The following is a 13842-nucleotide window of genomic DNA, read 5'->3' on the forward strand; positions in this document are numbered from 1 at the left end:
AGTGGTTCCATGAAGAGGATACTGGATTGTACGGCGTCGGATTTCAGGGCAATGAACGGACAGGATCTCAAGCAGGCGATCAGGGCGGGTGAAGGCAGGACAATGCTGTCGGAGAATATGGCGACGGTACCGCCGCTGTATCCGAATGTCACAAACTCCGAACTCGCTGCATCGTTCGGTGCGGATCTTTTACTGCTCAATATTTTTGATGTGTTCGATCCCGGGATATCAGGGCTGGAAGCGGGAGAAAAAGCTGTGGAAAAGGTCAAGCATCTCACCGGCCGGCCGGTGGGTGTGAATCTGGAGCCGGTTGATCTTGATGCGGAGAAGCTTGAGGACCTTGATATGCTTGAAACCGGCAGACAGGCGACAGAAGCTTCGCTCAAGGAAGCGAGAAAACTTGGATTCGATTTCATCTGTCTGACAGGCAATCCGAAAACAGGTGTGACAAATACTGAAATACTTGGGGCGATAAAGAAGGCCCGTGAAATATTTGGGGAGGCCGGCATGATCATCGCCGGTAAGATGCACGGTGCAGGTGTTGCGGGTGAAACCGGCGGGGGGATCATTATAGAAGAGGATATCTCGAAGTTCATAGAAGCCGGTGCGGACGTCATCCTCATGCCGGCACCCGGAACTGTGCCCGGCATCACACTGGAGAAGACGGGGGAATACGTGAGACACGCCCATTCAAAAGGTGCACTCGTCATGCTGACAATCGGCACAAGCCAGGAAGGTTCGGACGAACAGACGATCAGGGAAATCGCACTGGGCGCCAAGATGGCGGGTGCCGATATCCATCACATCGGTGACGCTGGATTCTATGGTATTGCTGTACTGGAGAACATCTTCACGTATTCGATCGCAATCCGGGGAAGAAGGCATACCTACGGGCGGATGGCAATATCGATCAACCGGTGAAATTTAAGAATTTTATATTGTGATGGGATGAAAATTGTGATAATATTATGGAAACGTTTCCATCAAGGAGGGAGAAATGACCACAATCAAGGATATCTCCAAACATGTCGGTGTTTCAGTATCAACAGTTTCCAGGGCACTCAACAGTTCGGGGTATGTCAGTCCCGAGGTTAAAAGAAAAGTCATGGCGGCGGCAGAAGAACTCGGGTATATCCCGAATGAGACGGCACGAACCCTGAATACCAGCATTTCAAAGGTTATCGGGGTGTTGGTTCCTGATATAACCAATCCCTTTTTCCCGAAAATAATCCGGGGAATTGAGGATGCTGCATTGGAAAAGGGCTACAGGATCATTATAGGTAATACGGACCATGATGCTGAAAAAGAGAAGAAGTATGTTGAAATGTTCCATCAAAACAACTGTCTCGGAATCATTTCGGCTACGTGGAGCATAGATGGGCCGGGTGCCAATTCCAGGATACCGATTGTTCTGTTGGATAGAGTAGTGGATGACAGTATCTCGGTCCAGGCAGACCATTATAAAGGTGGCATGCTCCAGGCTGAGCATCTCATTGATAGTGGAGCGACGAAAATTCTCCTGATACAGGGCCCTGATACTTATAGTTCCTTTGTTGACCGGTACAACGGTGCCCTTGGAACTTTGAAGCATAATAATATCGAATTCAGTATTCTTGAATACGGTCCATCAGCGGATCCCATGGGAAATATTAATGACGGGATAATCAGGAAATACGATGGCTTCATCTGCCCCAATGATCTGCTGGCCTACAGGCTTCTGAACTTCATGTACGAAAATGGAGTGGAGGTACCGGCAGAGGCAAGGGTGATCGGGTATGATGATCTGGAATTTTCCAAGTATGTCTATCCATCTTTGACTACCATCAGGCAGCCGGCTTATGAACTCGGGGAGAAAGCATTGAAAACATTACTGGAATATAAGGATGGCATAGTAACAGATAAACGGAATTTTGATGTGCAGCTCATTAAAAGAAATTCGACGTAACGGCAGATTTTTTTCGCAATTCATGGAAACGTTCCCACATAAATTTGTGAAATTCTGCTTTGCAAAGATAAAACAGTCAAATTGAAAGAGGGGATAAAATGATTTCAATATTATGGGGTGTAATGGGTTGCTCAGTATTGCTGGCAATAGTGTATCTCTTCAGTGAGAACAAAAAGGCAGTTAATTGGCAGACGTTTTTAATCGGGTTTTTACTGCAGGTAATACTGGGCTTCGTAGTTTTGAGATGGAGTGTCGGAGTCAGCATCATTGAGTTCCTGTCTGATGGTGTGAACGCAATAATGTCTGCAGGGCAGGAAGGGCTGACATTCGTGTTCGGAGAGCTCGCAGATCCTGACAGGGAAGGTGGATCGATATTTGTAATCAACGTATTGGCAATCATGATCTTCTTGACTTCCCTGATTTCAATACTGTACCACTTTGGCATCATGCAGTTGTTCGTAAGGATCGTCGGGGGCTTCATTTCCAGGTTCATGAAAACCAGGGCTGTTGAATCAACTAATGCCGTGACCAACATGTTCCTGGGAATGACACAATCCGCCATTTCGGTAAAACCGTATATTTCAAACATATCAAGGTCACAAGTATTTGCAATTATGGTAGGCGGGCTTGCGTCAGTTTCCGGAGCTGTTCTGTTCGGGCTCGTGGCGCTGGGTATTCCTGTGGAATACTTGCTGTCAGCAGCAGTCATGTCTGCTCCGGCAGGGCTGATGGTTGCGAAGCTTATGATTCCGGAAACAGATGAAGCAGTCCAGGATGAATGGAAAGATATCGACCTTGCCCAATCATCTGCCGAGGGTGAAGATCCGACATTCATGGATGCTCTGATAAATGGTTCGAGAGATGGTGTCACTCTGACCGTAAACTCTGCCATGGTGCTTATAGCAATCATTGGCCTGGTTGCCCTGGTGGATATCATTTTGGGCAGCATTGGTGGCCTGGTCGGGTATTCAGAGCTGTCATTGAACCTGATTTTCGGGTATCTGTTTGCACCTGTGGCTTTTCTGATAGGTATACCATGGGATGAAGCGATATTGGCAGGCGGCCTGCTGGGGGAAAAGGTGATATTGAATGAATTTGTGGCATTTACATCCTTTACAGAAGTAATCGATCAGTTCTCGGAGAAATCTGTAGCAATCCTGTCCTTTGCTTTGGCAGGATTCGCCAATATAGGCTCTGTTGGAATTGTCCTCGGCATCATGCTGGGAATCGCCCCGCGCCGTAATAAGGAAATCCAATCAATGGCGGGAAAATCGTTGTTTGCAGCCACAATAGCAAATCTTTTGAACGGTGCAATAATAGGTATGTTCTTCTTTTAATAAATCATAGGAGGTAATTGTATGAAAAAAGTTATTTTGGATGTTGATACAGGAGTGGACGATGCACTGGCAATCATCTACGGCCTCGAGAGCGAAGTTCTGGAATTTCTGGGTATCACAACGGTAAATGGGAATGTTCCACTTGAGATGGTTAATAGGAACACTTTGAAAGTATTGCAGATGATGGGAAGGAAAGATATAAAAGTCTATTCAGGAGCACCGAATCCATTGGTAAGGGAAAGGGAACATGAATATAGTGTTCATGGAACCGATGGTATCGGCAATGCCCTGGATAATCTGGCTCTTGAAGATGAAGTGCAGGATCAATTTGCCGCTGATTTTATAATCGAGAGTGCCAAAAAACACAAGAATGAGTTGACTCTGATTATGGTGGGACCATTGACCAACCTGGCACTGGCACTGAAAAAGGAACCAAGGCTATCAGAGTGGCTGGATGAAGTCATAGTGATGGGCGGTCTGGTGAGCCAGGCAGGTAAAGGGAACAAACTGCCGAACTCGGAGTTCAATATTTACGCGGATGCAGAAGCAGCCAAAATCGTCTTCCACAGTGGTGCTGAAGTGACTTTGGTCAGCCTGGATGTCACACACCAGACATTTCTGACCATCGATCATATTGAGAAGTTGAAAGGCACGAAATATTACGAATTTGTAAAAAATGCAACCGGCGTTTTCAGGAAGTTCAGCATGCAAAGGTATAATATTGACGGCTGTGCCCTGCATGATCCGCTGACAGTCGGTTATGTAATCAACCGTGATTTCCTGGAAACCGGAAAATATTATGTAGACGTTGAGACTGTGAGTCCGTTAGGGTACGGACAGACTATATGTGATTTCAGAAATCTTTGGGGCAAAGAGCCAAACGTGAACATATGTCTCAATGTCGATGGTGAAGGTTTTGTGGAGCATTTTGTAGATACAGTTTCAAAATAATCATTCATCATAAGTTTTTTGAAATAAAAATACGAGTTTTACAGTTAATCTTATGAATATCCGATGATATAATAAGATTAACTTATGATATAGGAAAGAGATGAAGTTTATTGAGCTATATCAGCCTCGTATTTGTTGATGTCATCGTACCGATCCTCATTCTGCTGGGCGTTGGGGTGCTGCTTCAGAAAAAATTCCAGTTCAGACTGAGGCCGATTGCGAATCTGGTGACATATTGTTTCATGCCGGCAGCGGTATTCATCAATATATACCACGCGGAAATTGACATATCACTTCTGGCACAGCTGTTCATTTATCTGGGACTGTTCATCACCATAATGATCATTGCAGGCAGTATCCTGTCAAAAATGCTGAACCTGGAAAAAGCGGAGCAGACGGTGCTCAAGAACAGCATTTCCCTGATGAACTCCGGAAATTACGGTCTGCCGGTCAGCCAGCTGGTCTTCAGCGCCCATCCGCTCGGCGTGTCTGTCCAGATCATCGTGCTGGTCGTCCAGAACCTGCTGACCTACACTTATGGTCTCTACAACCTGATTTCGACTGCAAAATCTTTTGCGGACATTTTGCGGGAACTTTTGAAACTGCCGATCATCCACGCACTGTGGCTCGCAGCAGTGCTTAAAATATTCGATCTGCCGATCCCGAATTTTGCACTGGTGCCGATCGAGCAGCTGGCAGGCGGCTTTGCCGCACTTGCCCTCATCCTTCTCGGCATGCAGCTTGAGAGCATACAAATCCGCACGTTCCACAGGGTTATCGGCTGGGCATTGGCCGGCCGTCTGATACTCGGTCCGGCAGCCGCGCTCATCCTCATCTATATGCTCGGACTCGACGGTGTCATCGCGCAGTCGCTGTTCATCGCAAGTGCATTTCCGACCTCAAGGAATACAGCCACGCTTGCATTGGAATATGATGTAGAGCCGGAACTCCATGCACAGACTGTCCTTTACTCCACGCTGCTCAGCAGCATAACGGTGACATTCGTCATCTATCTCGCAATGCACCTGTTCTGATAACCATCTTGGCCCTCCCGGCATACCGGGAGGGTTTTGTCATGAAAAATCATATTTAAAGACTTTTTCACGGCGGGTACACCGCCCAGTAAATTTCCGGAAAGAGCAGTTCAGGGTGCCGCTTCAGACGAAGTGGCATTTTTTATCGGGAACTTTAAGATTTTGATTGCTAAATGATAATATGCTGGAGTAATATAATCTTAAGTTTTCGATAGAGGGCCAGGGGACTGGAAACTGATCATATGAGCGAAGGGGGAAAAACAGATGAAAGACGTCGTAAAGTACCGGCCGGTACCGAAAGGACAATATGAACTTGCGACACGCTTTGGGAATATCATCTATACCGCAGGTATGACGCCGACGGTGGATGGCGTGCTTATAAAGAGGGGGAAGCTGATGGCCAGCCATTCCGAGGAGACATACAGGCTGATCGTGCAGCAGGCGACATGCAACGCCCTGTCCGTTGCAGAAGATGAATTGCAGAAAGGTGAAACCATCAGCCAGGTCATCAGCATGACAATATATATCAATGCTGAAGAGCGGCTTCATGGTCATGCAAGGATCGCAGACTTCGCATCTGCATATCTGATGGAGGAACTTGGCCAAAGAGGCATCGGCAGCCGGACGACGGTGGGTGTCAGTTCACTGCCCGGCGATTCGCCTGTTGAGGTGCAGCTGGTTGTCGGTGTGGGTTAGAAGGCATGGGAAAAGCAGTTTAATGGACCGCTGTGTAAACAGATACACAGCGGTCCCGTATATTTCTAGAGTTGCACCCTGTTTTTATATTTTCCAATCAATTTCTGGTTATGAGCATCTGCCCCCTCCATATTCCCGCTCAGAAAAATCGGAGGTGTATAGCCGGATTCTGCCAGTAGAACAACCGACTCTGAAATTATGGCATTTAATATAGAAGCACCTGTAACTGTGGAACTGGGCGAAAATTTTTCTGATACTTGATGGTGGCTCATTATTGCATCACCGGCGGGGGAATGGTTGTCGATTACAAGGTCGGCAACATCATACAGATGTTTCCCTGAAGGATGTCTCGAGGGCTGACTCGAGGAATATTCCTTTGAAGTGATGCCAATGACGGTTGCTCCGTATTTTCTGCCGTAAAGGGCAACGTCCACGGGAACAGGGTTTCTGCCTGATGTAGAGATGACAAACAGCAAGTCTCCGCGCCTTATATCCTGAGATTCCATAAATTTCACGGCATAATTTTCGCTTCTTTCCAATTGAGAAGATTTGAGTGCCCCTTCATGAAGCATGAGTGGTTCATGGAATATGGGATGGATGGGGACGAGGCCACCGGCACGGTAGTATACCTCTTCAGTAAGGATATGTGAGTGTCCGCAGCCAAAAAGATGAATGATCCCATTGTTCTTAATGCTATCTGCCATATATGAAGAAGCCTTTTTCATCTTCTCCGCCTCTGAATTTTCTACATTTTCGAGTATTCTTTTTATCTCATTGAAATAAGAGCTGATCATTCCGCGGCCCCCTTGTTCTGAGTTAGTATATTCACCATATTGTCCAGGACTTTTTCTAATATATACTCCCCTTTGCTGTCATCAGCCAGGGTGGCATCGCCAAGTACGGCTGACTCCGTGAACACTTCCCATGGTGTGGGAGTCACGTCAGCCTCCACCGAAATGTCAGGAATGTCCCTGAGGGCTTTATCCATGTCGACTTTATCGGGGGAGAGATGAAGCATATATGATGTTTCTATTTCACACGCATGAAAATAGGTGCTGTGAGCAGCATTGTCCTCTCTGACTTCCTCTGCGTATTCCTTCATTCCAGGATAGAAGAAGTAGTACACTTTTAAATCCGGAATTTCATCAAAAAGTTTGCGGGCCGCCTCTTTCAAAGCGGTACTATTGCCCAGATGCCCATTCATCATTACGAATGATGAAAAGCCCTGATTGTGAATGCTGTGCCCGATATCATATAAAATACTGATCAAAGATTCGTTGCTTACACTTATGCTCCCCGGAAAGTTTCTCAGGCTCCATACCTGACCGTATGGAAGCGTGGGCAGTACAAATGCATCCACTCTCTTTGCAAGTTTGCCGGCCATCTCTTCAGCCAGAATATTGTCAGTTGAGAGGGGGAGATGCGGGCCATGTGCTTCCACAGCTCCGACAGGGAGTACTGCAATTTTCTTTTCTCTTATCTTGTCTGAAACCTCATATGAATTTTCAAATTCGAATTTCATGGTCATCCATCCTTATTTTTTAAAGGTGAAACACCTTTTGGGATTATCAATGAAAAACTTACGCACCAGTCTTTCTGCATCATACCCGTTCTGCTTTGCCTCTTCTTTGAAACGCGGTACCCAGCTCCCCAAAATGTTCTGAAACCCCAGTCCATGATCGTAATGTCTGAAATAGCTTTTCCTCGCTGTATCTCCGCTGACAAGTATCTGATCTTCGAACCCTTTGTCTACAAGCGCCAATATACATCTTATTCTCTCGCTTTCAGGTGCATATTTAATTTTTGAGATACCATCGAAGGATAGGAATGCCCCGGTTTCGGCTACTTTGTTATGGTAGAAAGGGTCCAGGTTCCTATCCATATGTCCAAAGCTCATGGAAGAAAGATCAACATCCTCCTCTTTTAACAGCTGTATCTGCTCCAAAGCCATAGTGCCTGCTTCGGTATGCGAATGCATGGGTGCTTTAGTTTGATGGTGTGCCCTTGCCACAGCACGCAAAGTTTTTTCTTCCAACGGGCTGATCCTGTTATACCCCGTGCCGAATTTGACCTGTCCGGCTTTGAATCCTGTTCCTTCCATCCCTTCCTCCACTTCGCTGATGACAAAATCAGCGAGTTTGTCTACGGACGTGGCTTCAATCCACTGGTCGTAAGTTTCATGCGCGCCAATCACGTATTTAAGATGATCCGGGATTTTGGCAGACCACAGGAAACCTTTATTGAATCCGGCGGTTCCGATGATGTTTACCCCTGTCTCATTTGAAATAGCGGCAACACTTCTGATATCTCTGCCGTAATCAACGGCAGTGGCATCGACTATGGACTCACCCCCCAGTTCCTTGAAATCCATAACTTCTTTCAACGAAGCCGCCGTATTATCGAGGATGAGATCATCCTGTCCCTTTTCTACCCAATAGGGAGGACGACAGACTATGTGTTCGTGACTGTAGGTGACACCCAGCTCTTCAGGGTTCATATCTCTCTTAAATGTTCTGATGAAACTCATAATTCCCCTTCTTTCAATCTGTTATTAAACGAATAGGAGCTCTGCTAGCAACTTGACTATTGGACCCAGTATGAACATGTCCGAATCGGCGGCCCACATAGCTGTATCGGGTATCGTATCCGACAGCAGCATCCTGACCATGACATACTGGCCCCAGGCAACCACAGTCGCAGTAGTGAATCCGCCGATGACAGCGCCTCTGGCGCCACCGGTCGAGTTGCCGAATACGCCTGCAGTGGCGCCATGGAAAAACAGGACGATCATTGTCGGGACGAAAACATATGCAACGGTATTACCAAGTATGAACAACCAGATGAGGGCTCCTGCAAAAGCACCGACAAACCCCAGTATTACTGCGTTGGGTGCATAAGGGAATACAATTGGTGAATCGAGTGCAGGCTTGGCACCCGGAACAATTTTTGTCGCTATCCCCTTGAATGCCGGTACCATTTCACCGATGAACATTCTGACACCGACAAGTACCACCGCGATACCGGCAGTGAACATGAATGACTGGATGATGGAGTAGACGATGAAATTCTGATCACCTGAAGATGCAACCAATTCTTCAGCACCGGGAGTGTTTCTCAATGTCACGACTATCGCACCTGTCAAGAACAGAAGACCCATGGTCAATGCTGTTATCACATTGGAATCCCTCAGGAACTCCAAACCATTCGGGACTTTGATCCTCTCGGAATCGTTGTCTTTATTACCGAACCATTTTCCCATCAGTGCAGCCAACAGTGAAACTGAAGCCGACGTATGGCCCAGGGCAATTTCATCATTGCCTGTAACTTTTCTCATGAAAGGCTGCACGATTGCAGGCTGCAGGGTCCAATACAGTCCCATAATGATGGACAGGAAGATGACCAGTTGCCAGAAGCCGACATCCGGCGCAGACTGTACAGCAATACCTGCAAAGATTGTTGTAGTCCAGAACATCATGTGTCCTGTCAGGTAGATGTACTTAAATGGTGTGAATCTGGCCAGCAGTACATTGAGTAGGAAGCCGAGCGACATCACGAGAGCAACAATGCTTCCATATTCTCCCGTGAAAGCTTCCTGTCCCATGTAATCTGAAATGGACTCGGCCCCCAGGTTGAAGACTTCCGCCCATAGCGGCTCGAAAACTGTGAGTGATCCTGAAATGATGTCGGCGCCTGCTGTAATAATCAGGAATCCGATGATTGCTTTGAATGTGCCGCTTAATACCTGGCTGGTTGTCTTTTTCTGTACGAGCAGTCCAATCAGGACAATGGTGCCTATGAGGATGGCCGGCTGTCCAAAAATATTGGTTGCTATCCACATAACAACATCAGTAATAGTGTTCATTTTATCCCAACCCCTTTGGTTATTAATCTACGTTCTGCTGTACGGCTTCAATTATTTCTTCCATATCGAAAAAGCTGTTGATAATAATGACTTTGGCAGTATGTTCTTTCAGACTTTCCGCTATTTCGTTACTTGTGAAGATGTAATCAGCGTTCATGCTGGAAGCGGCAGAGAGGTCAGTGTTCTCAACATCTGCCTGATAGCCATTGTCTGCGAGTGCCTGTTCCACATTCATTTTTAAAATCAGGCTTGTTCCCTGACCCAATCCGCAAACTGTAAGTACTTTTTTCATTTTCAATTCCTCTTTTCTATGATATTTATAATTTCATCGATGCTCTTTGCATTTATAAGTTCATCAGCTGCTTCTTTTTCATTGAGCAGTCGGGTGAGCTTTTGAAGTATTTCCAGGTGTTCATCTCCTGATGTAGCCCCCAGCCCGAACACTAAAGAAACGGGATCATTGGTTTTATGACCGAATTCAACAGGAGACTTCAACTTGACCAGAGATACTGATGCATCTTTAACTCCATCTTCAGGTCTTGCATGCGGAAGGGCGATTTTAGGGGATAATACAAAATATGAACCATTTTCTCTGTAGGACCTGATCATGGCTTCAATGTATTGATGTTCGACACCGTCCGCGTTGGCAAGTAATGTACCTGCGCGGTGTATAGCCTCTTCGGCATCGGAAGCGTCGAATTCAGCGTCTATCAGTTTCTCTGTCAGGAATTTCATGATTACCATCTCCTTTGCCTTCGTTAAAATTCAGCACCTTGATAATTTCACGGCGATCCTCTGCATTTAGAATATAGTTCTTTCTGGTCCTGTCAGAAAGGATGCCGGTAAGCTGTCCCATTGCTTTTAAATGTTTTTCATTATCTTCTGAAGCCAGGACTATAAACAGTTTTACAGGTTTGTCTTTTATCTCTATGCTGTTTTTAACAAGCAGGAGACTCATCCCTGTATGCCTGACCCCATCCGCGGGTAGTGCATGGGGGAAAGCTATGGAATCTGAGGTGACCATATAGGTTCCTTTATCATTGATGAGTTTCTTCATGGCTGTTACATATGAATATGCAATACATTCATCTTCTATCAACGGCCCCGAGGCGATATCAATAGCGTTTTCCCAGTCTTCAACCGTATTGACTACCTGGATCCTGTCGGGAGTCAGCAAATCCTTGAGCAGCGGCTTTTGGATATCTGGTTCTGTATTTACAGTGGGTGCAAGGTATTTTATAATTTTTTCTTTTAATGATTCTGAGTCCTTTATTTCAGCATACTGAGCGATGATATCAAGGAGTGTATCCACTTTCGGCATTTCATTTTGTCTATACGTATAGTCATCCAGTTTGCCATGGGTCAACAGTGTTTCCTTATCTTTTGAACTGAAGAGGGGATTGACCACTATCACTGGAACGCCTTTATCTTCCAGAGGAACACTGGAAACGACAAAATCCACAGTACTGGCCAGTGAATCCAATCCTTCATAGTCCTTTTCGGCGAATAAAGAAACAATTTCATATTCAGGAAGCAGATTGATCATCTGATTTTCCATTATCCTCGAGGTGCCGATGCCATTAGGGCATACGATCATGATTCTCAAAATACGCTCGTTTACAGTCAGTGCGTTTCTTTTCAGCCACCCGCCAAAATGAATCGCGATATATGCGAGCTCATCATCATTGACTTTTTGACCGACCAATTTTTCCAGAGGTTGGACAATCCCCCTGGTAATTGAAAATATCTCTTTGTAATCCTGTTTGATTTTGTCTGTTAGCGGATTTGAAATATTTATATGATACTTAATTCTGTAATATGCCGGCTTCATATGAAGCAGCAGGTTCTGGTACAACGAATGCTTTTCCGGAAAGGTCACAGCAGCTTTCTGCTGAAAACTGTCAATCAGAATATTGATGATGGATTCAAGATTTAAAATATTTTCAGTTTCATAATCACTGGACTTTGAAAACCTGATTTTTGCGCCAAGTAAGATCCGGGTGAAGTAGACTGACTCATCCTCAGTGAAAGTCCCGAAAAATTGTTCGAATATACTGTTGGCGATTTTAAATTCAGGTGCCGCTTTGATTGCTTCTTTTTCCGAATGCTCAAGATACAGTGTCTTACCGTTCCTCATCCTCTGATAAAAGCAGAGCATCCATGTAGAAATCAAAGGACGGATATCCTCAGTAATACCGACGCCTGATTTCTCTTCATATGCACTGAGCAGGTTTCCGACCAGATGTATATCAGATGGAGTAAAGAGCTTTTCCTGCATATTGATCTGCAGATCTTTTTCCGTCGAATGGCCGGCATTGGAAGATAGGTTCTGTACAGAATCCATTATCATCTGGCGGATGCCGATTTCATTTCCTTCAACCAGATATCCTTCCGAAATAGAAGAGCGGATTGATATACCCTGCTTATTTATGCACTTTCTTACTTGCTTAATGTCATCGATTACTGTGTTGCGACTGACATTGAACAAAGATTGAAAAGAATCTATAAAATAAGGAGTGTTAATATCCAATGACAGCCTCAGGAAAATCCATGCATGCCTTTCTTCTTTGGAGTATTCATAATAGGAGACACTTTCCCGGTCCGCCGGTGACCGGATTGCAGCCTTCACTTTGGCGGGTATAGAGATCCCCATGCCATGCACTTTTTCAATCTGGCTGCCGTGTACATCAGTCAGCCAATGGTCAATTTTTTCAATGTCATTGTAAATGGTCCTCTTTGAAACGTTCAAAGCACCGGCCAGTTCTTCTATCGATAAGTACTTATCGCTTTCTGCGAGTAATCGCAGAATGGCAGAACTGCGTTTATCCATAACAATCTTCCTTTCCAATGCCGGATGACTGACATTTCAGATAATTGTTATCTAAGTATATAATATCCCGGTAAGCGTATTGAAATAAGTCCAAATGTCCCATTGGCATTTATGCAAAATTGGACTGATGCAAAAAAAGATCACCATATCATATGGTGATCTTTTTACTGCTCGTATATCTTTTCGCTCTGTTTCTGCCTTTTCCTGTAAAGCGACAGTGTGACACCGGCGATGATGAGGATGGCACCGATGATTTCGGTGGCCCTCACTGTAGAACCGAGTACAAGCGCCGCACCAACCATCGCAACAAACGGCTCCATGTTCATCAGGAGCGAAGCATTCGCGGCACCGACCTTAGGCATTTCCCTGTTCCAGATCATGTTGCTCAGTCCGTGTACGATGATTCCGCTGATGACAAGCAGCAGCCACATCGGCACGCCGGCTGCGGCCATCCGCCCATAATCCGCTGCAGGAAGGAACGGGATGAGCACAAGCAGCCCGAATGTATTGGACAGAAGAGTGATCTGTATCGCGTTGATATATTTTGCGAGCCACTGGATCAGTACCATGAAAACTGCGAACGTCAGCATCGTCAGGATGATGACCGATTCCCCAAGACCGAAAACGATCACACTGCCGTTATAAGTGCTCAAAATGACACCGGACAGTGCAAGCAGTGCACCGAGCCAGAATTTCAGTCCGCGGCGTTCACTGAATACGAAGACCGTGAAAATTGCCGTCATGATCGGAGCCAGTGCCAGAATCAGCGCCGACGTCACCGGGTTCGCCGTGACAAGTCCCAGGAAGAACGTATACTGGTTCGCTGCAATCCCTATGACCCCAGAAAAGATGATCACAATCCAGACCCTGGGCGGAACCTTCGGCATCGTGAAATATTTCGAAGCAAAGATCCAGAGGAAAAGATTGATCGCAATCAGCCGGATTACCGTGATGCTGTAGGGGTCGAAGTGATCGACAAGGACCTTGCCGATGATGAAGTTGCTGCCCCAGATGATGACACAGAGCAGGAGAATAGGGTAGGTGAGCCATTTCATCAAATTTGGCGGCAGAGTAAAATCAAATCTGTTCATATATTAATCCATCCTTAACAATAAAGAGCAATGTATCTATGATACGACTTTTCAGCAAACAGTATCAATGTTAACCTCTCAAAAGAAAACTGACGC

14 protein-coding genes are annotated in these 13842 nt (G+C 45.7%); 6 read left to right on the forward strand and 8 right to left on the reverse strand.

Going from position 1 to position 13842, the window contains the following annotated elements:
- Positions 1-9: 9 nt before the first annotated feature.
- From C792_RS0104630 to C792_RS0104655, 6 genes are all read left to right on the forward strand, one after another.
- Positions 10-921 (forward strand): DUF7916 family protein, encoded by a 912-nt coding sequence (locus tag C792_RS0104630; RefSeq protein WP_017548283.1) that lies wholly within the window; start codon positions 10-12, stop codon positions 919-921.
- Positions 922-997: 76 nt separating this feature from the next.
- Positions 998-1945: a LacI family DNA-binding transcriptional regulator gene (locus C792_RS0104635; RefSeq protein ID WP_017548284.1), complete on the forward strand. Its 948-nt coding sequence runs from the start codon at positions 998-1000 to the stop codon at positions 1943-1945.
- Between the two features lie 98 nt (positions 1946-2043).
- Positions 2044-3282: a NupC/NupG family nucleoside CNT transporter gene (locus tag C792_RS0104640; protein WP_017548285.1), complete on the forward strand. Its 1239-nt coding sequence runs from the start codon at positions 2044-2046 to the stop codon at positions 3280-3282.
- 21 nt (positions 3283-3303) lie between these two features.
- Positions 3304-4233 (forward strand): nucleoside hydrolase, encoded by a 930-nt coding sequence (locus C792_RS0104645; protein ID WP_017548286.1) that lies wholly within the window; start codon positions 3304-3306, stop codon positions 4231-4233.
- A gap of 110 nt (positions 4234-4343) precedes the next feature.
- Entirely contained in the window at positions 4344-5267 is a 924-nt protein-coding gene (locus tag C792_RS0104650) for an AEC family transporter (protein ID WP_017548287.1), read from the forward strand.
- A gap of 264 nt (positions 5268-5531) precedes the next feature.
- Positions 5532-5963, forward strand: a complete 432-nt coding sequence (locus C792_RS0104655; protein ID WP_017548288.1) for a RidA family protein — start codon at positions 5532-5534, stop codon at positions 5961-5963.
- A gap of 65 nt (positions 5964-6028) precedes the next feature.
- Here the strand turns inward: C792_RS0104655 and C792_RS0104660 are convergent, their stop codons facing one another.
- The 8 genes from C792_RS0104660 to C792_RS0104695 form a co-directional block, all read right to left on the reverse strand.
- Positions 6029-6757: an SIS domain-containing protein gene (locus C792_RS0104660; RefSeq protein WP_017548289.1), complete on the reverse strand. Its 729-nt coding sequence runs from the start codon at positions 6755-6757 to the stop codon at positions 6029-6031.
- Positions 6754-7485 (reverse strand): creatininase family protein, encoded by a 732-nt coding sequence (locus tag C792_RS0104665; RefSeq protein WP_017548290.1) that lies wholly within the window; start codon positions 7483-7485, stop codon positions 6754-6756. The genes C792_RS0104660 and C792_RS0104665 overlap by 4 nt, the downstream gene beginning before the upstream one ends.
- A gap of 12 nt (positions 7486-7497) precedes the next feature.
- Complete coding sequence (locus C792_RS0104670) at positions 7498-8490, reverse strand: phosphotriesterase family protein (RefSeq protein WP_017548291.1); 993 nt, start codon at positions 8488-8490, stop codon at positions 7498-7500.
- Between the two features lie 24 nt (positions 8491-8514).
- A complete protein-coding gene (locus C792_RS0104675; RefSeq protein WP_017548292.1) occupies positions 8515-9825 on the reverse strand; it encodes a PTS ascorbate transporter subunit IIC in 1311 nt (436 codons plus the stop codon).
- Between the two features lie 22 nt (positions 9826-9847).
- A complete protein-coding gene (locus tag C792_RS0104680) occupies positions 9848-10117 on the reverse strand; it encodes a PTS sugar transporter subunit IIB (RefSeq protein WP_017548293.1) in 270 nt (89 codons plus the stop codon).
- Positions 10118-10119: 2 nt separating this feature from the next.
- Positions 10120-10560, reverse strand: a complete 441-nt coding sequence (locus C792_RS0104685) for a PTS sugar transporter subunit IIA (RefSeq protein WP_017548294.1) — start codon at positions 10558-10560, stop codon at positions 10120-10122.
- Positions 10526-12655, reverse strand: a complete 2130-nt coding sequence (locus C792_RS0104690; protein ID WP_017548295.1) for a BglG family transcription antiterminator — start codon at positions 12653-12655, stop codon at positions 10526-10528. The genes C792_RS0104685 and C792_RS0104690 overlap by 35 nt, the downstream gene beginning before the upstream one ends.
- A gap of 164 nt (positions 12656-12819) precedes the next feature.
- Positions 12820-13746, reverse strand: coding sequence for a DMT family transporter (locus tag C792_RS0104695; protein WP_017548296.1), 927 nt, complete (start codon positions 13744-13746; stop codon positions 12820-12822).
- Positions 13747-13842 lie beyond the last annotated feature (96 nt).

This window comes from Salinicoccus carnicancri Crm (assembly GCF_000330705.1).
In the GTDB taxonomy this organism is placed as follows: Bacteria; Bacillota; Bacilli; order Staphylococcales; family Salinicoccaceae; genus Salinicoccus; species Salinicoccus carnicancri.